Origin of the sequence: Yersinia intermedia (assembly GCF_900635455.1) — a bacterium.
GTDB classification, from domain to species: Bacteria; Pseudomonadota; Gammaproteobacteria; order Enterobacterales; family Enterobacteriaceae; genus Yersinia; species Yersinia intermedia.
Map to the genome: position 1 here is coordinate 632,746 of NZ_LR134116.1, position 23,909 is coordinate 656,654.

The window sequence follows — 23,909 nt, forward strand, 5'->3', positions numbered from 1 at the left end:
GCAGGCGCTGTGCAAAATGGTTTACAACCAATTTGTCGCTCAATTGCCGCCTTCCTGCAACTCGAATTATTTAGGGTATAGCCTGTGTAGTTTGGCTGTCATCAAAAATCACAATTCAGCTTGGATACTTAAGTAAGGAGAGCAGTTAATGACGTTAGTACAATCCTCACCGGTGACCTTTGACAAGAATGATGTGGAAATTATTGCACGGGAAACACTGTACAGTGGTTTTTTTTCACTGAATTTATACCGATTTCGCCACCGTCTGTTTAACGGCGAAATGAGTGGTGAAGTTACACGTGAAATTTTCGAACGTGGTCATGCCGCGGTGTTATTGCCCTATGACCCGGTGCGCGATGAAGTGGTATTGGTTGAGCAATTACGGATTGCTGCCATTGACAGTAGCCCATCACCTTGGTTATTAGAGATGGTAGCCGGAATGATTGAAGAGGGGGAAACCGTTGAAGGGGTCGCCCGCCGCGAGGCGCAGGAAGAAGCCGGAATTGACATTGGCCGCTGCAAGCCAGTGCTGAGCTATTTAGCCAGTCCAGGGGGCACCAGCGAACGTCTATCTATTATGGTGGGCGAAGTTGATGCAACGACGGCGAGGGGAATTCATGGCTTGGCTGATGAAAATGAAGATATTCGAGTGCATGTTGTCAGCCGTGAACAAGCTTATCGTTGGGTTGAAGAAGGTGCTATTGATAACGCAGCCTCAATCATTGCATTACAATGGTTGGCGTTGCACCATCAATCGTTGAGAGCAGAATGGCAGTCATAAAGAGAAAAAATAATGAGTAAGCGCTATACACCTGATTTCCCTGAAATGATGCGGATATGTGAAACTAACTTCGCGCAATTGCGTCGTTTGATACCTCGCGTCGATGAAGTGGGTGAAAACGTGGCTTATCAGGTTAATGGCGGCAGTTATCGGCTGACAATTATTGAGTCAACCCGCTACACTTCAGTAGTCGAGATTATGCAAACCGAACCGGCGGTGAGCCACTGGAGTCTACCCTCGATGGTGGTGCGGCTTTATCATGATGCGCAGGTCGCGGAAGTGTGTGCCAGTCAGCAGATCTACCGCTTCAAAGCAAGTTATGATTATCCGAATAAAAAGTTGCATCAGCGGGACGAAAAGCATCAAATTAACCAGTTTCTTGCTGACTGGTTGCGCTATTGTTTGGCGCATGGAGCGGTGGCAGTTCCGGTTTGTTAGACAGACTTATAGCCCTGCCTACAGAAAGTGAATATACGTGATAAATCTGGTTGGGAAGGGTGCAAAAACAAGGACACCATTTGGAAAGCCTGTTTAAACTGCCTATGGCGAGTGGGGCCAGGGTCAGAATTTTACAAATAACAGATACCCACCTCTTCGCAGGTGAACATGAGACCTTGCTGGGTGTGAATACGTCCCACAGTTATCGCGCTGTGTTGGATGCGATTATTGCTGAGCAACACCCGTTCGATCTGATTGTTGCAACCGGTGATTTGGCGCAGGACCATTCTGTTGCTGCTTACCAGAATTTTGCGAAGGGTATTTCCCGTTTGCCGGCGCCTTGTGTCTGGCTACCCGGTAATCACGATTTTCAACCAGCGATGGTGGATGCACTGGCGGATTCGGGCATTGCGCCTTCGAAGCAGGTTCTGGTGGGTGATAACTGGCAAATTCTGTTATTGGACAGTCAGGTGTTCGGCGTTCCTTATGGTGAACTGAGCGATTATCAGTTGGAGTGGATGGAGCGTTGTCTGGTGGCTTACCCAGAACGCTATACGCTGATTTTACTGCATCATCACCCAATGCCGTCTGGCTGCACTTGGCTTGATCAACACAGCCTGCGTAATGCGCATATGTTGGCGGCGGTGCTTGTCCGTTATCCGCGGGTTACCACCTTACTGTGTGGCCATATCCATCAAGACTTGGATCTCGATTGGTATGGTAAACGGCTGCTGGCCAGCCCTTCTACTTGTTGTGTGCAGTTCAAACCACACTGTACTAATTTTACGCTTGATACTGTGGCTCCGGGATGGCGCTACCTCGACTTACTGCCTGATGGAATACTTGAAACTGAGATTCGTCGGTTAGCCAGTGATGAGTTCCGCCCGGACATGGACTCGGATGGTTATTGATGAGTACGCTTCTTTATATTCACGGCTTTAATAGCTCCCCCAGCTCGCTCAAAGCAACCACTTTTAAAAGTTGGTTGCAGCAGCACCATCCTCATATTGAGATGCTGACACCGCAATTGCCACCGTATCCCGCACAAGCAGCAGAAATGCTGGAAAACATTGTGATGGATAAAGCGGGGCAATCTATTGGTATTGTTGGTTCTTCCTTGGGTGGCTATTTTGCTACCTGGCTTTCCCAGCGTTTCAGTATTCCTGCGGTGGTTGTTAACCCAGCAGTGCGGCCATTTGAGCTGCTCAGTGATTATTTGGGCGAGAATGAGAACCCCTACACCGGGCAACAATATGTGTTAGAGTCTCGGCATATTTACGACCTGAAGGTCATGCAAATTGAAAAGTTGGAATCCCCAGATTTACTCTGGTTATTGCAACAAACCGGGGATGAGATCCTCGATTACCGTCAAGCGGTTGCTTATTACACCCCTTGCCGGCAAACAGTAGAATCAGGTGGGAATCATGCCTTTGTCGGTTTTGATCACTTTTTCTCCCCGATTATAACTTTTTTAGGGCTAGCGACGGCCTGAAAACAGGCCGTATATGTGCCATCGATACAGTAGGTTTGGTATTACTACAATTGTGTATCGTCTATAGTGGGTATTGCTCCGGGGCCGAGATGGCCTGTCGGGCATGTCACCGCCAGCCTTCCAACCATTAGCCGAATATTAATCAACCATGACTGAATCCAGCTATAACGCTGATGCCATTGAAGTACTCAGCGGTTTAGAACCAGTGCGTCGTCGTCCGGGAATGTATACGGATACCACGCGGCCAAACCACCTTGGTCAAGAGGTGATTGATAACAGCGTCGATGAAGCGCTGGCGGGTCATGCCCGGCGTATCGACGTTATTCTGCACGCCGATCAATCACTGGAAGTGACTGATGATGGCCGTGGCATGCCTGTTGATATCCATCCAGAAGAAGGTGTTCCTGCCGTTGAACTGATTATGTGTCGGTTACATGCAGGCGGTAAATTCTCGAATAAAAACTATCAGTTTTCTGGTGGTTTGCACGGTGTAGGCATTTCAGTAGTGAATGCTTTATCCAAGCGGGTAGAGGTCACGGTTCGCCGTGATAGCCAAATCTACAGTATCGCCTTTGAAAATGGCGATAAAGTGCAGGAACTACAAGTTATCGGGACATGCGGTAAGCGCAATACCGGTACCAGTGTGCATTTCTGGCCGGATGTCTCATTCTTCGATAGCCCGCGTTTCTCGGTTTCGCGTTTATCCCATTTGTTGAAAGCGAAAGCTGTATTATGCCCTGGCGTAGAAATTGTCTTTAAAGATCAGGTGAATAATACCGAGCAGCGTTGGTGCTATGCCGACGGCCTGACCGATTATCTGATGGAAGCGGTTAATGGCTTAATTACCCTGCCAGAAGTACCGTTTGTTGGTTCTTTTGCCGGTGATACCGAAGCGATTGACTGGGCGCTGTTGTGGTTGCCAGAAGGCGGTGAACTGTTGACCGAAAGCTACGTCAACCTGATCCCCACCATGCAGGGCGGCACTCACGTCAACGGTTTGCGCCAGGGCTTGCTGGATGCCATGCGCGATTTCTGCGAATACCGCAATATTCTGCCACGTGGCGTCAAACTTTCGGCCGATGATATCTGGGAACGCTGTGCTTATGTGTTGTCAGTAAAAATGCAGGATCCACAATTTGCTGGCCAGACGAAAGAGCGGCTCTCCTCACGTCAGTGCGCTGCTTTTGTCTCCGGTGTGGTAAAAGATGCCTTCAGCCTATGGTTGAACCAGAACATACAAGCGGCAGAACAACTGGCTGAATTGGCCATTTCCAGTGCTCAACGGCGTATGCGTGCGGCGAAGAAGGTGGTGCGTAAGAAGCTGACCAGCGGCCCGGCATTGCCCGGTAAACTGGCGGATTGTACTTCGCAAGATCTGAGCATGACCGAATTATTCTTGGTGGAAGGGGATTCCGCAGGCGGTTCGGCTAAACAGGCGCGTGATCGTGAATATCAAGCGATCATGCCGCTGAAAGGCAAGATCCTAAATACCTGGGAGGTTTCGTCAGATGAAGTGCTGGCCTCGCAGGAAGTACACGACATCTCAGTAGCTATTGGTATCGATCCAGATAGCGAAGATTTGAGCCAACTGCGTTACGGCAAAATTTGTATCCTGGCGGATGCGGACTCCGATGGCTTGCATATTGCCACTCTGCTGTGCGCCCTGTTTGTGCGCCACTTCCGGGCATTGGTGCGCAATGGTCACGTTTATGTGGCGATGCCGCCACTGTATCGCATCGATTTAGGCAAAGAAGTATTTTATGCATTGGATGAAGAAGAGAAAGCCGGTGTTCTGGAACAACTGAAACGTAAACGCGGTAAACCCAACGTTCAGCGCTTTAAAGGGCTGGGTGAAATGAACCCGTTGCAGTTACGTGAAACGACCCTCGATCCGAATACTCGCCGTCTGGTGCAATTGACCATTGGTGATGATGATATTGATAAAACGTTGGCAATGATGGATATGTTGTTAGCGAAAAAGCGTTCCGAAGATCGGCGCAATTGGCTGCAAGAGAAAGGGGATACCGCTGAAATCGAGGTTTGATCGATGGCAGGGTTTAATAGATGAAAGTGACGTTAGAAGAGTTGCAGGCATTTACCTCGGTAGTTGACTGCGGCTCGATTACAGCGGCGGCAGAGCAACGTAGCCAGACCACATCGGGTATTAGCCGGGCATTGAGCCGATTGGAGCAAAGCTGGCGACTACTTTGCTGCGCCGTACCACTCGCCGGCTAGAGTTGACTGAAGAGGGTGAACTGTTTCTCAGCCATGCGCGCCAGATCCTTGGTGCGGTAGATGATGCGGAAGAACAGATTGCTCTGCGGCGGTTGAAGCCGCAGGGGTGTTAGCTGCGCTAGTTACTCGGCCCATCCGTGGGCCTCGCCTCTGCGAGGCCGCTGCAAACAGCGTTCAAATCTGTTCCCCGAATCACTTACTTGAGTAAGCTCATCGGGATGCGTTTGCTTGCTGCCTACCTGCAACTCCAATTACTTTGGGGATAGGCTGATTAGGCGTTATTTAAAATGTGAATGTTCACATCCAACACATCATCCTTAATCACTTCACGGTGTTGATGCATATGTTCCATCTGCAAATGTAACTCCAGATGATGCACACTTTGCCACTTCTCCAGCATGAAAATAGAGTCCGGCGAGTTCTTTTGCCAGTCAAGCTGGGTGGGAACGTCAACCATCGGCACATAACCGCCACAACCTTCCTCGGCCAGCACCGCCGGAATAAGCTTTTCAATTGCCTGTAATACTGCCTGACGGCGTCCTGGTTTGACTTTGATTTCTGCAAAAACGGTAATCATTACGGCCTCTATTTATCTCGGATATCAAATCAAACGGCCTGATGGTTAAAGCTTTCGGCTAAATGCTGACGGTAACGGCTAATGTCACCCTCAATATCAGGTTGCTTAATCACATCATTACACATAAATGTTGGCAGAGGTTCCATACCAAGGAATTGGTTCGCTTTATGGAAATGCAGATAAACACCATCAACGCCGACACCATGGAAGAACTGTTTCGGGTCATTGAACGCTTCAAGTGGTGCGTTCCAGGTGACTGACAGCATGTAGGTTTTACCCTGAATCAACCCGCCAGAACCATAGCCTTTAGTGGCATCAGAACGGGTACGGCCATCACTGGCATACAGTTTGCCGTGACCTGCGGTAAAGACGTCATCAATATATTTTTTCAGAATCCACGGTTCACCCATCCACCAGCCGGGCATTTGATAAATAACGGTATCGGCCCACAGATATTTTTCAATTTCATTTTCAATATCATAGCCTTCATCAACCGTGGTGATTTTCACCTGATGGCCGTTTTCACGTAGAAAGTCGGCAGCGACATTCGTGAGCGTGAGGTTAAGCGCCCCTTTGGAGTGCGCAAACGCTTTCATGGCGTTAATAATTAATACATTACTCATTGATATAATCCTTGTGAAACGGAGGGCTAATAACCCAAAACAGCGGCCTACCCAGAATGCTGAGTATGCTAATGGTTTTTACACGAGAGAAAAATGAACAATAATGCATAACACTATTGCTAAATAAGCAACAAAGCCCCTCTATTTAAACCTTTTAAGCTGTAAACGTGCGAAGCTCCCCGCATTGGATTTCATATGACAGAAACAGCAGAACAACAGTTTTGAGGCAGCTCTCAGAACGAAGTTAATACCTGGTAGCATATAGCTGCGTACCGAGTTATAGCGGTACACTGCTTGTCTTTTAGCGACACTCGTTTACTCAGGTTAGCGCCATTATGTCCCCTCATACTTTGCTCGTGATTGATGATGATGAAGAGATCCGCAGCTTACTGACGGAATACTTCACTAAAGCGAATTTTCGTGTGCTTTCGCTGCCTGATGGTGAACATTTGCTGGCAACATTGAAGCAGGAGTCCGTGGATTTAGTCATTTTGGATGTCATGTTGCCTGGTGATGACGGCTTTACTCTTTGCCGCAAAGCACGGCAAGTATCGGCAGTGCCGATCATCATGCTGACGGCGGCATCTGATGAAAGTGACAAAGTGATTGGGTTAGAGCTAGGCGCAGATGATTATCTGGCTAAACCGTTCAGTGCCCGCGAGTTGCTGGCGCGAGTTAAGGCGTTATTACGCCGTAATCAAATTGTGCAAAGCCCCGGCAATGAGGCACGATTTTTGTGTTTTAACGGCTGGAAACTGGATTTAGTCAGGCGGGAGCTTATTGATCCGCAAAAGCAGAGTGAACCGTTGTCGGGGATTGAATTTACGTTGCTTTCGCTATTTTTACGTCATCCCAATCAGATCCTCGACCGGGATCAAATCTCTGAAATAACTCGCCGACGGGAAAATAACCCTTTGGAGCGGGGGATTGATGTGCAAATCAGCCGCTTACGTCAGCGGCTGCAAGATAGCCAGCGCTTACTACTGCGAACCCTACGTAATCAGGGCTACATGTTATGTTGTGATGTTACCCGTGAATATTGATTCGGGCCGTTATGTCCGCTGGTTACAGAATATGTTCCGGCCGCTCTGGCCGCGTTCACTTCTGAGCCGCATGCTGTGCATGCTGGTGATTGCCCTGCTGCTGGCAGAAAGTATCTCTGGTTCAATTTGGTATCGTCAGTTTAGTTTGCGCAATCAGGCCAGTCTGGAGAGTACTATCAAAGGGCTGGTACAAGGGATGCTGACCAGTTACAACTTTATGTCTTCTCTGCCGTACAACTATCGTCATTTAGTGTTGCAACAACAATTGGCGCTAGGTGGCTCGCAGTTTTTTATTTCAATCAATAACCATGTATTGGACGAAGTACAATTACTGAACAGTCAGGCCGCCAGAACCGTAATCTCGCAGGCAAAACAAGAGCTGCGAACACAATTAGGGGAACGGCAGGCGGCGATCATATCCCTGACACCAGCAGATCAACTGAAGGTTTTTAACGCCGGAGTTCTGGTCGATAATCTGCCCCCTGCTTGGGTGCGTTTTGGTATCACTACATCACATAAAGATGCGCCGGTATTAGTCATTCAGTTACAACTGAATTCCAATGAATGGTTGTTTCTGGCAGCACCATTGCCACCGCCTTACGATCAGTTGGAAAGCCCGCTGTTTAGCTTGCGTCAGGTTGGTTTTACCCTGTGTAGCTTGCTTCTGGTTTTACTTTTCACCTGGTGGCTGATTCGCCGTGAACTGAAACCATTAGCACGGCTAGCCCATGGTGCACTTGAACTCAACAGTTCACTGGACAGCGAACCATTGCCAGAAGAAGGCAGTGCAGAGTTGGTTACCGCGACCCGTTCTTTCAATCAAATGCAAAGTCGCCTGCGCGCTTACTTACATAACCGTGAGATGCTATTTACCGCTATCAGTCATGACTTGAAAACCCCGCTAACCCGCCTACGGCTACGGGTAGAAATGCTAGAAGATGAGACTTTGGGGAAAAAATTTGAACGGGATGTCGCTGACCTGGAAATGATGGTCAAAGGCGCACTGCAAAGTATGAAGGACACTGATTTGCATGAAAATATGGAATCCATAGATATCATGAACTTGCTAAGACAAACGATGGATGCCTATCTCAATGTCAGTGTTTCCGGTAAAGCTAGCCCGATCTTTGGCCGCCCGCTGGCGATTAAGCGCTTGCTTAATAACATCGTGGAGAATGGACTGAACTATGGGCAGCGAGTAGAAATAACCCTGTCAGATCATCGGGATTACATCATGCTGTTTATCCGTGATTTTGGCCCCGGAATTCTTGAAGAACAGTGGGAGAAAGTCTTTAAGCCTTACTATCGTTTGCAACAGGATAACCGTGGCAGTGGGTTGGGGCTTGCTATCTCACGTAGCATTGCCAGAGCACACGGTGGTGAAGTGACATTACGCAATCATCCTGCCAGTGGGCTGATAGTTGAAGTCCGTTTACAACGCTATAACTGAGTCAATACGTATGTTAAAGACGCTATCTCTTATTCTTCTGCTGCTGGTCGCGACCAATGCCACCGCCGTTAACGTTGAAGTCCTGCATTATTGGACCTCATCCAGTGAGCAGGCGGCACTATTATCGGTAAAACAGGCGCTGGCCAAAAAAGGGGATAATTGGCAAGATTTTGCCGTTGCTGGTGGTGCAGGAGAGAGTGCATACAGTGTATTGCAAACGCGTGCTATTGCCGGTAACCCGCCTGGGGCGGCTTTACTGGAAGGTAAGGCCATTGAGGAGTGGGCCAGACTGGGGTTTCTCTCCAGCCCTTATACGCCGGAGCAAACCGTTGAATGGGATCAGGTTTTGCCTCTCGCCATCAAAACCAACATTAAATATCGTGGTGAGTATGTTGCCGTGCCGGTAAACATACATCGTATCAATTGGATGTGGATTAACCCGAAACCTTTCGCCAAATTGAAATTAGCCGTACCTACCACATGGGATGAATTTTTTGCTGTAGCCGATAAGCTACAAGCTGCCGGGTACATTCCATTGGCACATGGCGGGCAGGCATGGCAGGACGCCACGGTATTTGAGAATCTGCTGTTAGGCATGGAAGGCGGAGAATTCTATCGCCAGGTGTTTATGGAACAGCGCAGTAGTGCCATCACCAGTGAGAAGATGGTGCGAGTGCTGGAAGAGTTTCGCAAGCTGAAAGGTTATATCGATCCCGATGCAGCCAACCGTCCGTGGCATGAGTCAGTAGAAATGCTGCGCAGTGGTAAAGCTGCCATGATGATTATGGGCGACTGGGCCAAAGGCGAGATGATGCAGGATGGTGATCATCCTGGCCAAGCGTTTTTGTGTGTGGTGGCTCCCGGTACTCAGGGCTATTTTATTTATAACACGGACAGTTTTGCTATTTTGCAGCAAAACGGTAATCCAGTCGTAGTATCGGGCCAGCGCCATTTGGCTGATGTACTGATGGACAAGCAATTTCAGGTTACTTTTAATAAACTAAAAGGTTCGATCCCCGCCCGAATGGATGTTTCTTTGCAGGATTTTGACTCCTGCGCGCAGCAGTCAGGCAAGGCGTTCCGTGAGGCGGAGGCCTCGGGTAAATTGCTACCAAGTATGGCGCATTCGATGGCGACAGATGCACAAACCAAAGAGATCTTCTTCCACGTACTGAACTCCTTTTTTATCCATCCAGAGCAGACTCCACAACAGGCTGTGCAGCAGCTCAATACTGCCTTAATCGCGGTGAAATCTTAAGTTCAAAGCGTCAAGGCAGTTCGCGCAAAATTAGAGAGTGCGAAAATAATCAAAGCGTTAGCAATGTTAGCCAATGCTATTTAGCTTTTCCACCACCTCAGCTGAGAGTATCAATTCAGCACTGGCCAGGTTCTCCTGTAAATGTTGCGGTGATGACGTGCCAGTGATGAGCATGATATTTGGAGAACGTTGCAGCAACCAGGCAAGTGCAACCTGCATTGGTGTGGCCCCGAGTGACTGTGCGACTTCGCTGAGTTGTGTCGACTGTAATGGTGTGAAGCCACCAAGCGGGAAAAAAGGAACCCAAGCGATATTCTGTGCAGCGAGCTTGTCGACAAGTGCGTCATCATCGCGATTTGCCAGATTATACAAGTTCTGTACGCAGGCAATGGGGGTGATTTTTTGGGCATCGGCGACCTGTTTTGCTGTCACGTTACTCAATCCAATATGGCGAATCAGCCCCCGCGCTTGCAGTTTGACCAGTGTCTCAAGGGGCGCTGCCAAGGAACCTTCTGCCGGTTGGTGGATGGCAAACATGCTACGCAAATTCACGACTTCCAACACGTCAAGCCCAAGGTGACGCAGATTATCTTCGACCGCGCGGGTGAGTTCATCGGCGCTGAATGCCGGTAGCCAGTTCCCCGTCTTATCGCGTAGTGCGCCCACTTTGGTGACAATACACAGATCATGAGGATAAGGATGGAGGGCACGTTTAATTAATTTGTTAGTAATATGCGGCCCATAAAAATCACTGGTATCAATATGTTGAACCCCTGATTCGATGGCGTCGCGCAACACCTGAATTGCCTGAGATTCATTCGCGGGTGGGCCAAATACGCCTGGGCCAGCCAGTTGCATTGCACCATAGCCGAGGCGATTAATCTGCCGATCGCCAAGTCGATAAGTAAGAATACGTTGTGACATGGGATATCTCCTGAGTAAGTAACGCAATGATTGTAGTTGGCTTATAGCTGTGCAACTATCTGGCTAAATGAAGACAAGTTGTACGAGCTGGCGGACAATGAAAATTGATATTGCACTGCTTCATGCGGTGGTCGCGGTGGCAAAAGCGGGCGGATTTCGTGAAGCTGCGCGCATGATAGGCAGCAATCCTTCGTATCTCAGCGATGCGGTGCGGCGGGTAGAACAGCAACTGGGTGTCCGGCTATTTCATCGAACCACTCGAACAGTGGCACTGACTGAGGTAGGTAGAGCACTGATGGAACGGCTAATGCCTGCGATGAGCGAAGTCGATGCAGCACTGGATATCGTCAATCGCTTTCGTGATACCCCGTCGGGCACATTGCGTCTAAATGTCCCTGTTAGTGCCGCGCGGCTGGTGTTACCTACCATTGTTCCTGCTTTTTTGAAACGTTATCCAGATATTCAGTTAGACGTGGTGGCAGAAAGCAACGTGCAGGATGTATTCCGTGATGGCTGCGATGCGGGTATCCGCTATGATGAATGCCTCGAACAGGATGTCATTGCGCTTCCGATAGGAAAACGTCAGCAGCGCTTTGCTGTTGCTGCGGCTCCTGAGTATCTTGACCTTCATGGCCGGCCGGAACATCCGAGTGAGCTACTTCAGCACCGCTGTATTCGTGGCCGTTATGCCAGCGGCATCGTGCCTGAATGGGAGTTTGAGCGAGACGGTGAGGTGGTGCGAGTGAAGCCAAATGGCCCGCTAATGGTTAGCATTGGTGCTGCCGTTGACCTTGCGGTAGCAACGGCGATTGCTGGTGGTGGGATAATCTATTTATTTGAAGAGTGGCTGCGACCCGCGATTGAACGTGGCGAACTTGAAGCAATTCTTACCCCTTGGTGGCAGCAGTTTTCAGGCCCGTATCTGTACTATCCCGATCGTCGTCTTATCCCTTCACCGCTCAAAGCGTTTATTGATTTTATCCGCGAACTAAATGGTTAACCATTTGGCTCCGCCATTATCTGGCGTCTGAAGCCAACCGGGCGATTATGCGGGGGTTAACATAGTCCGCCGATTGAGTTTCAGGCTCCTGATCTGTTTCGAATTATGAGATTATTAAATCCCCTCCGGCTCGTCATTTTCCTTGTTATTGGGTGCTTCACTTTCAACGACAAAATGAACAATCCCCCGGCTTCCCGCCGCCAGTGCCTGTTGAACTAACTCGCGGGCAGTAGGGATTTCATCTCGGTCTAGCACTGTCTCCGCCAGCATCTGCATATTGGTACCGGTAATAACTTCAAATTGAGGTTGATGCACGCTCAATTGAACTGCACTGCGAAATGGTGAGCCACCGAGCAAGTCAGTGAAGAACACCACGCCGTGCTCAACAGGTAATGTATCCAGTGCCTGCTGTAACGCATGGTCTAACTGTTGAGTACTCATACCGACCGGAAAGTCGACCGCAATGATTTGTGGTTGTGAGCCAATGACTTGCTCCATCGCGTTATACAGCCCACTGGCAAAACGCCCATGGCCGGTGATGATAATGCTTACCATAAAAGGTCCTTGGGCGCTGGCCGTTAGCCAGCGCATTAAAGATTGAAACTGATTGAGGTGTTACAACACACCGAGCCATGACAATGCGATAGACAATACAAAAGTCACCAGAATGAGCGTAACCGGGCTGACTTTCTTGGCGCGCAACAGGTAATACATTAGCAAGGTGTAGACCATGGGCAGCAGATTTGGGAAGACTTTGTCAAAGAAGGCTTCCTGAATAGAAACCTCGTGGCCCGCCGTTACTGCGACTTTTGCCGCCACGGTAATATGGACATACGAAGCAATCAGCCCACCAACGACTGTCACACCAAGGATGGTCGCTGCTCTGGAAATTGCCCCCGAACTGGCGCGCAGTTTATCGATAGCTTTTACCCCCAAGGTGTAGCCCAGATGTGTCCACACCACGCGCAGTAAAAATAGCGCCAGATAAACAACGAAGAAGATGATTGGCCCCAAAATACTGCCCTGACTGGCAAAAGAGGCACAAACCCCCGCGACAATCGGCAATAAAGTGAACCAGAAAATAGCATCACCAATCCCCGCCAGTGGCCCGAACAATGCCACTTTCAACCCTTTGATCAGATCACGACTTTCGTGGCGTTCCTCCAGAGAAATCAATAACCCCATCAGGAAGCCAACCGCATTGGTGTTGGTATTAATAAACTCCAGATTATCTTTCATGGCGGCAGACAGCGCGGCTTTGTCATTGCCATAAATCTTCTTCAGTAAGGGGGCTTGCGCACTGGCAAAACCGGTAGCTTGCATACGTTCGTAGTTAAAACCAGACTGTAACAGCGCTGACCGGAAACCCAACTTGGTGATATCCCGGCGCGTCAACTTGGTGGTTGGCTCAGCGCTGGCATCTGTTGTTGTTGGCAAGGTATTAGATTCCATCATTCATCTCCTCAGGAGCGGCTGCAGCGTGGGCGGCTTTTTTCTGTTGGTTGTAATATTCGTAGATAGCGAAAGCCGTCCCCATTAGCGCAACAGGCAACAGATTCTGTACTGGTATAAAGGTGACAAACAGGAAACCAATAATAAAGAAGGGGGTGAATGGGGTTTTCATCATAACTTTCAACAGTAAGCCGAAGCCAACCGCAGGCAAGATACCACCGGCAACCTCAAAGCCATGAGTCAACCAGACGGGCATTGATCGTACCAGGCTTTGCATCGCGCCCTGTGAAACATAAGCGCACAAGAACGTCACGGCGGCGTAAGTCACAGCAACAATGGCGGTTAACAACAAGTTCAATCGACCGAGAGCTGCGCCATCAGCTTCTTCTGCGTAACGGTCAGCCTTCTGCATAAAGAAGGAGAAGGCCGAGTAATAGAACAAAATGATGTATTGCATTAAGAAGCTAAAGGGCAGACCCAATCCGATGGCCGTTTTCGCGTCGACACCGGTGCTGTGGGCAATTACGGTCGTCATAATACCCGCCAGCACTGGGTTTGGTGGTTGGGTACCGCCAATCGGAGTCAGGCCAGTAAAGGCCAGTTCGGTTAATGCACCGGTAATCAAACCTGTTTGGATATCACCGAGAATGGCACCCGTTAAGGTACAAACGATTAGCGGGCGGAAGATATACAGCGCTTCCAACCAAAAATCGATCCCGACAATCAGTGCCATGATTGCCAGCCCAATACCTTGCATCATTGTTATTTCATGCATAAATAATTCCGTCACCAAAGGCGTTGTAGGGCAGGGTATTATCGGATTAAGTCCGAGACTTTCAGATTGCTATACCCTGATGCGGCGGCTATTTACTGGACTTTATCTTTGCCGTCACTCGGTGTGTCCTGAATAAAGACATTTACGTTATGCTGTTGAATTGCATGCAGGTTGGCCAGATCGTTATCATCGACATACACTTTTTTGGTTAGCGGATGTTTGCCTTCCGAAAAATGCATATTCCCGACGTTCACATCGCGGATAGGTACCCCGCCCTCAACCAAGCGGCGAGCTTCATCCGGTGTGCGACAGACGATGAAAATTTTCTGTTCAGCAGAGGCTTTACCAATAACATCAATGGTTTTCTGAATGGAGAAGAAACGGATCCCTAACCCCATGGACTCGGCGGTCATCGACATAATTTGCTGTTGGAGTTTGTCCTGCGCGACACCGTCGTCGGCAACTAATAACAGGTTTGCCCCAAGAGATGAGGACCACGCCACGCCGACCTGGCCGTGAACTAACCGGTTATCGATGCGTAACAGCAGAATGTTGGGTGATGCCATGGGTATTCTCCTACTTCTATTGCAAGCGAAACGACATTGACTGCAAGCAAAAACGACATTGTCGCTGTGTGTTGATTTGCACGCTGTCGTCCCGACCACCGTTATCGGGGGAGCAAATAAAAGTGGAAGGAAGTCCAGCGCATAGCCAGTATATGAAGGGAAGAGAAGCGGTAGGCTACATGATGATATCGTTTTGTTACCCCGTTGATAGAAAGGGCGGCCGATGTTGCAAGCCTGAAAGATAATGCTGTAAAGCTGAAAGATTGAGATTATCTGTGGGTTGTGACAGTAGCCCCGCAGATGAGGTACTATCGCGGGCAGAAATCGACAATGAACTTGCGGTGCCGATCCGCTGAAGCCAGTGATCGCCATTCCAGAGTCTGAGGATAATTGAGTAATGAGTGATTTGACTCATGACGGTGCAGAACGCTTACCGCTGCACACCTTTACTGAAAACGCCTATCTGAACTATTCCATGTACGTCATCATGGATCGGGCGTTGCCGTTTATCGGCGATGGTTTGAAACCGGTACAACGGCGTATTGTCTATGCGATGTCCGAACTGGGGCTAAACAATAGCGCCAAATTCAAAAAATCAGCACGTACCGTGGGTGACGTGCTGGGTAAATACCATCCACATGGTGACAGTGCTTGCTATGAAGCGATGGTATTGATGGCGCAGCCTTTCTCCTATCGCTATCCGTTGGTGGATGGGCAAGGGAACTGGGGGGCACCGGATGACCCTAAATCCTTTGCTGCCATGCGTTACACTGAATCTCGTTTATCCAAATACGCTGAAGTTTTACTGGGCGAACTGGGGCAGGGGACGGTTGACTGGGTGCCAAACTTCGACGGCACCATGCAGGAGCCGAAAATGCTGCCTGCGCGCCTGCCTAATATTCTGCTAAATGGTACTACGGGTATCGCCGTCGGTATGGCAACCGATATTCCGCCACATAACGTGCGTGAGATTGCACAGGCGGTGCTGGCACTGATTGATAAACCCACGGCTTCACTGGAAGAGTTACTGGAGTTTGTACAAGGGCCGGATTTCCCAACTGAAGCCGAAATTATCACGCCGCGTGATGAAATTCGTAAAATTTACCAGAATGGCCGTGGTTCAGTCCGTATGCGGGCATTGTGGAAGAAAGAAGACGGCAGCGCGGTAATTACTGCGTTACCGCATCAGGTTTCTGGTGCCAAAGTGCTGGAACAGATCGCCAGCCAGATGCGCGCCAAGAAATTGCCAATGGTTGAGGATTTACGCGATGAATCTGACCATGAAAACCCTACACGTCTGGTAATAGTTCCACGTACTAACCGGGTCGATCTGGATCAAGTGATGAACCACCTGTTCGCTACCACTGATCTGGAAAGAAGTTATCGTATCAATATGAATATGATCGGTCTGGATCATCGCCCATCAGTGAAAGGGTTATTAGAGATCCTGACTGAGTGGCTGGTATTCCGCCGCCAAACGGTACGTAACCGCCTGAATTACCGCTTGGAAAAGGTACTGAAACGGCTGCATATTTTAGAAGGTTTATTGATTGCCTTCCTTAATATTGATGAAGTTATTCATATCATCCGCACTGAAGATGAGCCAAAGCCACTGCTGATGCAACACTTCGCCATTTCAGAAACACAGGCGGAAGCTATCCTCGAATTGAAACTCCGCCATTTAGCCAAACTGGAAGAGGTGAAGATTCGTGGTGAGCAGGATGAATTAGCCAAAGAACGTGATCAATTACAGGCATTATTGGCATCAGAACGTAAACTTAATACGCTGATTAAGAAAGAGATTCAAGCTGATGCGGCGGCTTACGGTGATGATCGCCGTTCACCATTGACTGAACGTGGTGAAGCCAAAGCGATGAGCGAACATGACATTGTCCCTTCAGAGCCGGTCACTATTGTGCTGTCTGAAATGGGTTGGGTGCGCAGTGCCAAAGGCCATGATATTGATCCGAGTGGATTGAGTTATAAAGCGGGTGATAGTTTCCGTGCTGCGGCTCGCGGTATGAGTAACCAACCAGTGGTGTTCATTGACTCAACTGGTCGTAGTTATGCATTGGATCCGCTGACCTTGCCTTCTGCGCGTGGGCAAGGGGAACCACTGACCGGTAAACTGACCCCGCCACCGGGAGCAACCATTGAACAGGTATTGATGGCACCGGATGACCAGAAATTGTTAATGGCCTCGGATGCCGGTTATGGCTTTGTCTGTACCTTTAATGATTTGGTTGCTAAAAACCGTGCAGGTAAGACCATGATCACCTTGCCGGAAAATGCCAAAGCGTTGACGCCGTTAGAAATTCATGGGCCGGATGATATGTTGTTATCTATTACTGCTGCCGGGCGTATGTTGATGTTCCCGGTCGCGGATCTGCCTGAGTTATCAAAAGGTAAGGGTAATAAGATAGTCTCCATCCCATCGGCACAAGCGGCTGCGGGCGAAGATCGTCTGGCATGGCTGTTTGTTCTGCCACCTCAGACCTCCATCACTCTTCACTTTGGTAAACGTAAGCTCACCTTGCGCCCAGAAGATTTACAGAAATTCCGGGCAGAGCGGGGCCGGAAAGGCTCGCCATTACCACGTGGGTTGCAACGTATTGATCGGGTTGATGTTGATGCGCCGCCAGTACCAACCAATACCGAAGAGTAATCGTCGCTAGAAATGAATGACCACCCTGGCTTGAGTTGCCGTGGTGGTCATTATTATATTATTGGTCAGGCATCATCCGGTGAATGTAACAGATGGCAGGCGCAATTTGCGGGCGCTATCGCGTAACATAATTATGGCAGATGAATCTGCGCGGTATTTTGTGGGTAAGCCGTTATACTAGCGTCGATTGCATGTCTAAGAGTGAGTGTTTAAGAGGTTGTTATGCTATTAATTTTGCGCACGGTGCTGGCAGTTTTATATTGTATTCTGGTGTGTGTTTTTGGTTCAATTTATTGCCTGTTTAGGCCGCGAAACCCACGTAATCTTGCGACGTTCGCGCACTTGTTTGGTCGGATGTCGGCGCTGTTCGGGATTACAGTTGAACAACGTATCCCCAAGGAAGCGGCGGACTACGGTACCTGTATTTATATCGCCAACCATCAAAATAATTACGATATGGTCACCATGTCAAATGTGGTTCAGTCCGGTACGGTCACTGTGGGTAAAAAGAGCCTGCTATGGGTGCCCCTGTTTGGCCCGCTATATTGGCTGACCGGTAACCTGCTGATTGATCGTGATAACCGTGCCAAGGCGCATGGCACTATTGCTCAGGTGGTTGAGCAGGTTAAAAAAAGAAATATCTCTATCTGGATGTTCCCGGAAGGTACACGTAGCCGTGGCCGTGGGTTATTGCCATTTAAGACTGGTGCTTTCCATGCCGCTATAGCTGCTGGTGTGCCTATTGTGCCTATCTGTGTGTCCAGCACGAATAATATCAATCTAAACCGCTGGTCAAATGGCAAAGTCATTGTAGAAATCATGCCGCCCGTTGATACCAGTGGTTATGGCAAAGAGCGTGTGCGTGAATTATCGGAACATTGCCGCAATCTGATGCTGGCTAAAATTGAGCAGCTCGATGCCGAAATTGCCCAGCAGGTAGAGCAGCAAGCGGCGGGGAAATAATGCTATTAGCTTTTTATTGATAGGTTATTGCGCGCGGATTGTTTTGATTAAAGTAAATTTTGGATTTCCATTTAAACGACTCTGGTCGTGAGCGTTTTGCCGTCCTTCAGCGTTATTCGCAGTCAGGCAAAATTTTGCAGTAGGTTTGATTGTGGTTTTCACGGAGAAGATATGTCACTCAGTCGTCGCCAGTTCATTCAGGCTACGAGCTTAGCGCTAGGCGCAGGTTCGCTGCCATTGAGGGCACAGGCTAATAGTACTCAGCAACCCCCGTTACCGGTTCCACCCTTATTGGAGTCTCGCCGTGGGCAACCGCTGTTTTTGACGCTACAGCGTGCACATTGGGCATTCAGTGGCGGTCAGAAAGCCGCAGTCTGGGGAATTAACGGCATGTATCTGGGGCCGACAGTCCGGGTTTTCAGCGGTGATGACGTTAAACTGATTTACAGTAACCGTTTGGCTGAACCGGTATCCATGACGATCAGTGGGTTACAGGTTCCAGGTACTCTGATGGGGGGCGCGGCACGTATGATCTCCCCTGGTGTCGATTGGTCGCCGGTATTGCCGGTACGGCAAGCGGCTGCAACCTGTTGGTACCACGCCAATACCCCTAACCGTATGGCACCGCATGTGTATAACGGGCTGGCAGGGATGTGGCTGGTGGAAGATGAAATCAGCAAAGCGATGCCACTACCGAGTCATTACGGCGTTGATGATTTCCCGATTATTATTCAGGACAAGCGGCTGGATAATTTTGGCGTGCCAGAATATGACCCGCCAGCCAAAGGTGGTTTTGTTGGCGATACATTGCTGGTCAATGGGGTGCAAAGCCCGTTTGTTGAAGTCTCCCGTGGTTGGGTCCGATTACGACTGTTAAATGCCTCTAACGCCCGCCGCTACATCTTGCAGCTCAGTGATGGCCGCCCTTTGCATGTTGTCGCCAGTGATCAGGGCTTCTTACCTGCGCCAGTGGCAGTACAGCAGCTTTCGCTGGCTCCCGGTGAGCGGCGCGAAGTGGTGATTGATATGTCGCAGGGCAATGAAGTCTCCATCACGGCGGGTGAATCTGCCGGTATCATGGATAGGTTACGTGGGCTGTTTGAACCTTCAAGTATTTTGATTTCTACGCTAGTACTGACATTAAAACCAACCGGTTTATTGCCACTGGTGACCGATAATCTGCCGATGCGTTTATTGGCCGACCAGATTCTGGATGGCAATGTGGTTCGTTCCCGTGAGTTCCGATTGGGTGATGATCTACCGGGCATTAACGGCGCTATTTGGGATATGAACCGTGTGGATACTCAGGCCCAGCAAGGGACTTGGGAGCGCTGGACTCTGCATGCAGACATGCCTCAGGCATTCCATATTCAAGGGGTTTCCTTCCTGGTGAAGAATGTCAACGGCGCACCCGCGATGGCTGAGGATCGTGGCTGGAAGGATACTGTCTGGGTAGACGGTGATGTAGAGCTACTGGTGTATTTCAATCAGGTTTCCTCTGAGCACTTCCCGTTCTTGTACCACAGCCAGACACTAGAAATGGCGGATCGTGGCTCTGCAGGGCAGTTAGTGACACAAGCTGCGCCAACGCTTGGGTAAGGCGTTAGGTTAAGGGTTCGCGGGTGTGGTTGTTGGAACTTGGAAGCTCACTTTATCTGAGTGGCTTTAAATGATCAGGAAGGCAAATCGGTCTTCCTGCTCTTCGGCTTGCAATAATCTTTTTAGCCATACTTTGGCAGGCCGGACTACGGGTATTCCTGTCGAGAGTGAACAACGTTTAACACGCTGATTTGGTCAGCCATCACCTGATAAATAATAACGTAATTGGGATGCGCCACAATTTCTCGAGTTCCAGGAACTCTACCTGAGCGAAACATATAGGGATGCTCAGTTGCAGGAAGAACGGAGTCTTCCAGTTGGTGAAGTAGTGATTCTGCTGCGTAAGGGTTTTCTTCTGTGATGAACGCGATTAGTGCATAAAGATCCGTCTTTGCTTCGTCAGTCCATTTTATAGGGAGCATTAAGCCAGCTTCCTCCGTGCTTTGGCTTGTTCAATAATTTTGCGCGCACCCGCCATGACTTCATCGTGAGGAGTTTGGGGTTTGGGGCTATTCATTGATGCCTCGACCTTAGCCCGGAACCAAAGATCGTAGCTTTCCGCCTGTTCTTCGGTTTCAAATTCAGAGACGATTGGTGATAATTTAGTGCTCATAATCATATTCCCTTGTTGCTGGGTTTCTGAGCAGTATAGCTCTTTCAGTCTTTCAAACCAACAATGATCAAAACCTTCCTCTTTACGTGGAGAAATGCGTATAATCGCCGCCCGGTGATGATTTATTAACCCTAACCACCTCCACTTACCCCAATTCAAAGAGTGTTGCCATGAGTACCAGCCTGATCCAACCAGAGCGTGACCTGTTTTCCTATCAGCCTTATTGGGCTGAATGCTATGGCACCGCGCCATTCTTACCCATGTCACGGGAGGAAATGGATATATTGGGCTGGGACAGTTGCGACATTATTGTCATCACCGGTGATGCCTATGTGGATCACCCTAGCTTTGGCATGGCGATTATTGGTCGTATGCTAGAGGCGCAAGGTTTCCGGGTGGGAATTATTGCTCAGCCGGATTGGACCAATAAAAACGATTTCATGCGGTTGGGTGAACCCAACCTGTTCTTCGGCGTTACGGCTGGCAACATGGACTCGATGATCAACCGTTATACTGCTGATCGTAAGTTGCGCCACGATGATGCTTATACGCCGGATAATCAAAGCGGCAAGCGACCTGATCGGGCCACGTTAGTGTATAGCCAGCGCTGCAAAGAAGCGTATAGCCATGTGCCGGTATTGCTTGGAGGTATTGAGGCTAGCTTGCGCCGTATTGCTCATTATGACTATTGGTCTGATACTGTGCGCCGTTCGGTTATCGTGGATGCTAAAGCTGACATGTTGGTCTACGGTAATGGCGAACGGCCTTTGGTTGAAGTGGCTCATCGTTTGGCAGCAGGTGAGAAAATTGCCGATATTCAGGATGTCCGTAATACCGTTGTGATGCGCAAGACGGCATTGCCAGGCTGGAGTGGGGTTGATTCTACTCGTCTGGACAAACCGGGGCGTATTGAAGCCATCCCCAATCCATACGGTGAAGATCTGCCGTGTGCCACTGATAGCATTCCTGAATCCGAGGCCAAACCGGTTACGGTGCGTGCCGCCAAACCCAAGCCATGGGAAAAGACCTACGTCTTGCTGCCCTCTTATGAAAAAGTGAAGGCAGACAAAGTATTATATGCCCACACCTCGCGGATCCTGCACCATGAAACCAACCCCGGCTGTGCTCGGGCTTTGATGCAAAAACATGGTGATCGCTATATTTGGATTAACCCACCGGCTATTCCATTGAGTACGGAAGAGATGGATAGCGTCTTTGCGCTACCCTACCAGCGGGTGCCGCACCCAGCCTATGGCAAATCGCCGATCCCTGCCTATGACATGATTCGCTTCTCGATCAACATCATGCGTGGCTGCTATGGTGGCTGTTCATTCTGCTCTATTACTGAGCATGAAGGGCGTATTATTCAAAGCCGCTCTGAAGATTCTATTATTCGTGAAATCGAAGAGATTCGCGATAAAGTCCCTGGTTTTACCGGTATTATCTCTGATCTTGGTGGCCCAACAGCTAACATGTATATGCTACGCTGCCAGTCGCCAAGGGCCGAACAGACCTGTCGCCGCGCATCTTGTGTTTATCCTGAGATTTGCCAGCATATGGATACTAACCATCAGCCGACCATCTCTTTGTACCGCCGGGCGCGTGATCTCAAGGGGATTAAAAAGATCCTGATCGCCTCCGGGGTCCGCTATGACCTGGCAGTAGAAGATCCGCGCTATATCAAAGAATTAGCCAGCCATCATGTGGGTGGGTATTTGAAGATTGCACCGGAACACACTGAGGAAGGGCCACTTTCCAAAATGATGAAACCGGGGATGGGCAGCTATCAGCGCTTTAAAGAATTGTTTGATACCTATTCCAAGCAGGCAGGTAAAGAGCAGTATTTGATCCCTTATTTCATCTCTGCCCATCCGGGGACTGAAGATAAAGATATGGTCAATTTGGCGCTATGGCTGAAGAAAAACCGTTTCCGTCTTGATCAGGTACAGAACTTCTACCCGTCGCCATTGGCTAACTCTACGACCATGTATTACACCGGTAAGAACCCGCTGGCAAAAGTGGATTATAAAAGTGAAGACGTCGTTGTGCCGAAAGGGGATCGCCAGCGGCGGTTACATAAGGCCTTGCTGCGTTATCATGATCCGGCTAACTGGCCAATGATCCGTACTGCATTAGAGGAGATGGGGTTGCAACATCTGATTGGCAGCCGCCGGGAATGTCTGGTTCCGGCAGCGACAATCGAGGAACAACGTGAAGCTCGTCGGGCGCTGCGCCACCATACTCCGGCCCTGACAAAGCACACTGCTATCACTCACCAGCGTCAGCCGGGTAGCCGAAGCACTACATCTGTTATCAGCAAAAAACCGCAGGTTGCCAGTAGCACACCGGTGGCTAAACCGTCAGTAAGCAAAACCGGGGCGAGAAAATCCCCGGCAAATCAGACAGCTACTGGTGCGAAGAGAAAGGCCAGGCATCATTAAGCTGAAGATATCGGCTTGAAATCAGTTGTCAGACCCGAAAACATCCGGGTCTGGCCCGAGGCGTTTATTGCTGTCTAACTTCGAAATTGCCGTTAGCTCGTCTTTATGCAATTTAAAATCAAACACTTCAAAGTTTTCCTTGATACGCGCAGGTGTGACTGATTTAGGGATAACGATCAACCCACAATCCAGATGCCAACGGATCACCACTTGTGCTGGCGTTTTATTGTATTTTTGCGCTAACTGACGAATAACGCTTTGATCGAAAACGCCCTCGCCACCTTGAGCCAGCGGGCTCCAGGATTCGGTTGCAATATTATGGGTGGCATTCCACGAATGGAGCTGGCGCTGCTGTAGCAGTGGGTGTAGCTCGATTTGATTGACGGTTGGCGCCACGCCCGTTTCATCAATCAGCCGTTGCAGATGAGGAATATGGAAGTTACAGACACCAATGCTGCGAATTAAGCCTTGTTCTTTCAATTTGATCAGTCCACGCCAGGCACTAACGTAGTGATCTTGTGTTGGGTTGGGCCAATGGATCAGATAAAGGTCCACATAATCGAGTTGAAGTTTGTTCAGACTCTCTTCCAGTGCTTTTTTCGGATCCTGCTGGCTGTCATTCCACAGTTTTGTGGTAATAAATAGCTCATCACGAGCGACACCCGCCGCCTTCAGGGCTGCGCCAACACCCTGTTCATTTTTATAAATCGCCGCAGTATCGACAGAGCGATAGCCCACTTCTAGCGCTTTGCTGACAGCAAGCTGTGTTTCTTCAATACTTGCCCGCCAAACGCCAAGGCCGAGTTGTGGCATCAGGTTGCCATCGTGCAATTTGATAATGGGTTGTGTTGCCATGTCTATCTCCTTCGCTGACTGATTGGGCTGTGTTTGCCCTGTTTACCAGTAATGTAAGTTTAGTCGTGATCATTCTATTTATGATCTTGCTAGCGATTAATCATGTGTGAGAAGTATCAAAATGTGCACAGATCTAAAGCCGACCTGCCACTGAGAGAT

General features: G+C 49.3%; 23 protein-coding genes and 1 pseudogene. 14 read left to right on the top strand and 10 right to left on the bottom strand.

Annotation, left to right across the window (positions count from 1 at the left end):
• Positions 1-148: 148 nt before the first annotated feature.
• The 6 genes and pseudogenes from nudF to EL015_RS02915 form a co-directional block, all read left to right on the top strand.
• Positions 149-781: an ADP-ribose diphosphatase gene (nudF, locus tag EL015_RS02890; RefSeq protein ID WP_005188308.1), complete on the top strand. Its 633-nt coding sequence runs from the start codon at positions 149-151 to the stop codon at positions 779-781.
• A gap of 12 nt (positions 782-793) precedes the next feature.
• Complete coding sequence (locus EL015_RS02895; RefSeq protein WP_005188305.1) at positions 794-1,219, top strand: DUF1249 family protein; 426 nt, start codon at positions 794-796, stop codon at positions 1,217-1,219.
• A gap of 80 nt (positions 1,220-1,299) precedes the next feature.
• Complete coding sequence (cpdA, locus tag EL015_RS02900) at positions 1,300-2,130, top strand: 3',5'-cyclic-AMP phosphodiesterase (RefSeq protein ID WP_126286812.1); 831 nt, start codon at positions 1,300-1,302, stop codon at positions 2,128-2,130.
• Complete coding sequence (gene yqiA / locus EL015_RS02905) at positions 2,130-2,711, top strand: esterase YqiA (RefSeq protein WP_032906938.1); 582 nt, start codon at positions 2,130-2,132, stop codon at positions 2,709-2,711. Before cpdA ends, yqiA begins: the two co-directional genes overlap by 1 nt.
• Before the next feature lie 148 nt (positions 2,712-2,859).
• Positions 2,860-4,755: a DNA topoisomerase IV subunit B gene (gene parE, locus EL015_RS02910; protein WP_005188298.1), complete on the top strand. Its 1,896-nt coding sequence runs from the start codon at positions 2,860-2,862 to the stop codon at positions 4,753-4,755.
• A 20-nt stretch (positions 4,756-4,775) separates the two neighbouring features.
• Positions 4,776-5,053, top strand: a pseudogene (locus EL015_RS02915) (LysR family transcriptional regulator); the annotation flags it as partial.
• A 164-nt stretch (positions 5,054-5,217) separates the two neighbouring features.
• On the opposite strand, the gene EL015_RS02920 reads toward EL015_RS02915, so the two are convergent.
• Entirely contained in the window at positions 5,218-5,523 is a 306-nt protein-coding gene (locus EL015_RS02920) for a putative quinol monooxygenase (protein WP_005188293.1), read from the bottom strand.
• Between the two features lie 29 nt (positions 5,524-5,552).
• A complete protein-coding gene (locus EL015_RS02925; RefSeq protein ID WP_005188290.1) occupies positions 5,553-6,146 on the bottom strand; it encodes an NAD(P)H-dependent oxidoreductase in 594 nt (197 codons plus the stop codon).
• Between the two features lie 335 nt (positions 6,147-6,481).
• On the opposite strand from EL015_RS02925, the gene EL015_RS02930 reads away from it, so the two are divergent.
• The 3 genes from EL015_RS02930 to EL015_RS02940 are packed head-to-tail and all read left to right on the top strand — an operon-like array spanning position 6,482 to position 9,897.
• On the top strand, positions 6,482-7,189 hold the full coding sequence (locus EL015_RS02930) for a response regulator (RefSeq protein WP_032906937.1): 708 nt from the start codon (positions 6,482-6,484) through the stop codon (positions 7,187-7,189).
• Positions 7,170-8,639 carry an ATP-binding protein gene (locus EL015_RS02935; protein WP_226967873.1) on the top strand — a complete coding sequence of 490 codons (1,470 nt, stop codon included), beginning with the start codon at positions 7,170-7,172 and terminating at the stop codon, positions 8,637-8,639. Before EL015_RS02930 ends, EL015_RS02935 begins: the two co-directional genes overlap by 20 nt.
• A 10-nt stretch (positions 8,640-8,649) precedes the next feature.
• A complete protein-coding gene (locus tag EL015_RS02940; protein WP_005188281.1) occupies positions 8,650-9,897 on the top strand; it encodes an ABC transporter substrate-binding protein in 1,248 nt (415 codons plus the stop codon).
• Between the two features lie 66 nt (positions 9,898-9,963).
• Here EL015_RS02940 and EL015_RS02945 read toward each other — a convergent pair whose 3' ends face one another.
• Positions 9,964-10,821, bottom strand: a complete 858-nt coding sequence (locus EL015_RS02945) for an aldo/keto reductase family oxidoreductase (protein ID WP_005188267.1) — start codon at positions 10,819-10,821, stop codon at positions 9,964-9,966.
• Positions 10,822-10,918: 97 nt separating this feature from the next.
• On the opposite strand from EL015_RS02945, the gene EL015_RS02950 reads away from it, so the two are divergent.
• Positions 10,919-11,821, top strand: coding sequence for a LysR family transcriptional regulator (locus EL015_RS02950; protein WP_005188266.1), 903 nt, complete (start codon positions 10,919-10,921; stop codon positions 11,819-11,821).
• 114 nt (positions 11,822-11,935) lie between these two features.
• Here the strand turns inward: EL015_RS02950 and agaF are convergent, their stop codons facing one another.
• The 4 genes from agaF to agaB all read right to left on the bottom strand — a co-directional run bounded on the left by agaF (position 11,936) and on the right by agaB (position 14,614).
• Positions 11,936-12,376: a PTS galactosamine/N-acetylgalactosamine transporter subunit IIA gene (agaF, locus tag EL015_RS02955; RefSeq protein WP_032906936.1), complete on the bottom strand. Its 441-nt coding sequence runs from the start codon at positions 12,374-12,376 to the stop codon at positions 11,936-11,938.
• A gap of 60 nt (positions 12,377-12,436) precedes the next feature.
• Positions 12,437-13,273 (bottom strand): PTS galactosamine transporter subunit IID, encoded by an 837-nt coding sequence (agaD, locus tag EL015_RS02960; protein ID WP_042569052.1) that lies wholly within the window; start codon positions 13,271-13,273, stop codon positions 12,437-12,439.
• The gene (agaC, locus tag EL015_RS02965) at positions 13,263-14,048 is read right to left on the bottom strand and encodes a PTS galactosamine transporter subunit IIC (protein WP_032906935.1); all 786 of its coding nucleotides are present in this window, start codon (positions 14,046-14,048) and stop codon (positions 13,263-13,265) included. The genes agaD and agaC overlap by 11 nt, the downstream gene beginning before the upstream one ends.
• 92 nt (positions 14,049-14,140) lie before the next feature.
• Positions 14,141-14,614, bottom strand: a complete 474-nt coding sequence (agaB, locus tag EL015_RS02970) for a PTS galactosamine transporter subunit IIB (RefSeq protein ID WP_005188262.1) — start codon at positions 14,612-14,614, stop codon at positions 14,141-14,143.
• A gap of 397 nt (positions 14,615-15,011) precedes the next feature.
• Here agaB and parC point away from each other — a divergent pair, with 397 nt between their 5' ends.
• The 3 genes from parC (at position 15,012) to ftsP (ending at position 19,841) form a co-directional block, all read left to right on the top strand.
• Positions 15,012-17,279 (top strand): DNA topoisomerase IV subunit A, encoded by a 2,268-nt coding sequence (parC, locus tag EL015_RS02980; protein WP_005188260.1) that lies wholly within the window; start codon positions 15,012-15,014, stop codon positions 17,277-17,279.
• 222 nt (positions 17,280-17,501) lie between these two features.
• Positions 17,502-18,242: a 1-acylglycerol-3-phosphate O-acyltransferase gene (locus EL015_RS02985; RefSeq protein ID WP_005188255.1), complete on the top strand. Its 741-nt coding sequence runs from the start codon at positions 17,502-17,504 to the stop codon at positions 18,240-18,242.
• A 171-nt stretch (positions 18,243-18,413) separates the two neighbouring features.
• Positions 18,414-19,841, top strand: a complete 1,428-nt coding sequence (ftsP, locus tag EL015_RS02990) for a cell division protein FtsP (RefSeq protein ID WP_005188253.1) — start codon at positions 18,414-18,416, stop codon at positions 19,839-19,841.
• Positions 19,842-19,987: 146 nt separating this feature from the next.
• Here the strand turns inward: ftsP and EL015_RS02995 are convergent, their stop codons facing one another.
• On the bottom strand, positions 19,988-20,263 hold the full coding sequence (locus tag EL015_RS02995; protein ID WP_032906934.1) for a type II toxin-antitoxin system RelE/ParE family toxin: 276 nt from the start codon (positions 20,261-20,263) through the stop codon (positions 19,988-19,990).
• Positions 20,263-20,454 carry a type II toxin-antitoxin system RelB family antitoxin gene (gene relB, locus EL015_RS03000; protein ID WP_032906933.1) on the bottom strand — a complete coding sequence of 64 codons (192 nt, stop codon included), beginning with the start codon at positions 20,452-20,454 and terminating at the stop codon, positions 20,263-20,265. The genes EL015_RS02995 and relB overlap by 1 nt, the downstream gene beginning before the upstream one ends.
• Positions 20,455-20,624: 170 nt before the next feature.
• Here relB and EL015_RS03005 point away from each other — a divergent pair, with 170 nt between their 5' ends.
• Positions 20,625-22,895, top strand: a complete 2,271-nt coding sequence (locus EL015_RS03005) for a YgiQ family radical SAM protein (protein ID WP_005188248.1) — start codon at positions 20,625-20,627, stop codon at positions 22,893-22,895.
• Between the two features lie 21 nt (positions 22,896-22,916).
• On the opposite strand, the gene dkgA is transcribed toward EL015_RS03005, so the two are convergent.
• A complete protein-coding gene (gene dkgA / locus EL015_RS03010) occupies positions 22,917-23,750 on the bottom strand; it encodes a 2,5-didehydrogluconate reductase DkgA (protein WP_005188245.1) in 834 nt (277 codons plus the stop codon).
• Between the last annotated feature and the right edge of the window lie 159 nt (positions 23,751-23,909).

What these genes read in the sequence shown, in the direction of transcription:
- nudF (WP_005188308.1), top strand. Translation starts at nt 149, where the DNA reads ATGACGTTAGTACAATCCTCACCGGTGACCTTTGACAAGAATGATGTG.
- EL015_RS02895 (WP_005188305.1), top strand. Translation starts at nt 794, where the DNA reads ATGAGTAAGCGCTATACACCTGATTTCCCTGAAATGATGCGGATATGT.
- yqiA (WP_032906938.1), top strand. Translation starts at nt 2,130, where the DNA reads ATGAGTACGCTTCTTTATATTCACGGCTTTAATAGCTCCCCCAGCTCG.
- parE (WP_005188298.1), top strand. Translation starts at nt 2,860, where the DNA reads ATGACTGAATCCAGCTATAACGCTGATGCCATTGAAGTACTCAGCGGT.
- EL015_RS02920 (WP_005188293.1), bottom strand. Translation starts at nt 5,523, where the DNA reads ATGATTACCGTTTTTGCAGAAATCAAAGTCAAACCAGGACGCCGTCAG.
- EL015_RS02925 (WP_005188290.1), bottom strand. Translation starts at nt 6,146, where the DNA reads ATGAGTAATGTATTAATTATTAACGCCATGAAAGCGTTTGCGCACTCC.
- EL015_RS02930 (WP_032906937.1), top strand. Translation starts at nt 6,482, where the DNA reads ATGTCCCCTCATACTTTGCTCGTGATTGATGATGATGAAGAGATCCGC.
- EL015_RS02935 (WP_226967873.1), top strand. Translation starts at nt 7,170, where the DNA reads ATGTTACCCGTGAATATTGATTCGGGCCGTTATGTCCGCTGGTTACAG.
- EL015_RS02940 (WP_005188281.1), top strand. Translation starts at nt 8,650, where the DNA reads ATGTTAAAGACGCTATCTCTTATTCTTCTGCTGCTGGTCGCGACCAAT.
- EL015_RS02945 (WP_005188267.1), bottom strand. Translation starts at nt 10,821, where the DNA reads ATGTCACAACGTATTCTTACTTATCGACTTGGCGATCGGCAGATTAAT.
- EL015_RS02950 (WP_005188266.1), top strand. Translation starts at nt 10,919, where the DNA reads ATGAAAATTGATATTGCACTGCTTCATGCGGTGGTCGCGGTGGCAAAA.
- agaF (WP_032906936.1), bottom strand. Translation starts at nt 12,376, where the DNA reads ATGGTAAGCATTATCATCACCGGCCATGGGCGTTTTGCCAGTGGGCTG.
- agaD (WP_042569052.1), bottom strand. Translation starts at nt 13,273, where the DNA reads ATGGAATCTAATACCTTGCCAACAACAACAGATGCCAGCGCTGAGCCA.
- agaC (WP_032906935.1), bottom strand. Translation starts at nt 14,048, where the DNA reads ATGCATGAAATAACAATGATGCAAGGTATTGGGCTGGCAATCATGGCA.
- agaB (WP_005188262.1), bottom strand. Translation starts at nt 14,614, where the DNA reads ATGGCATCACCCAACATTCTGCTGTTACGCATCGATAACCGGTTAGTT.
- parC (WP_005188260.1), top strand. Translation starts at nt 15,012, where the DNA reads ATGAGTGATTTGACTCATGACGGTGCAGAACGCTTACCGCTGCACACC.
- EL015_RS02985 (WP_005188255.1), top strand. Translation starts at nt 17,502, where the DNA reads ATGCTATTAATTTTGCGCACGGTGCTGGCAGTTTTATATTGTATTCTG.
- ftsP (WP_005188253.1), top strand. Translation starts at nt 18,414, where the DNA reads ATGTCACTCAGTCGTCGCCAGTTCATTCAGGCTACGAGCTTAGCGCTA.
- EL015_RS02995 (WP_032906934.1), bottom strand. Translation starts at nt 20,263, where the DNA reads ATGCTCCCTATAAAATGGACTGACGAAGCAAAGACGGATCTTTATGCA.
- relB (WP_032906933.1), bottom strand. Translation starts at nt 20,454, where the DNA reads ATGAGCACTAAATTATCACCAATCGTCTCTGAATTTGAAACCGAAGAA.
- EL015_RS03005 (WP_005188248.1), top strand. Translation starts at nt 20,625, where the DNA reads ATGAGTACCAGCCTGATCCAACCAGAGCGTGACCTGTTTTCCTATCAG.
- dkgA (WP_005188245.1), bottom strand. Translation starts at nt 23,750, where the DNA reads ATGGCAACACAACCCATTATCAAATTGCACGATGGCAACCTGATGCCA.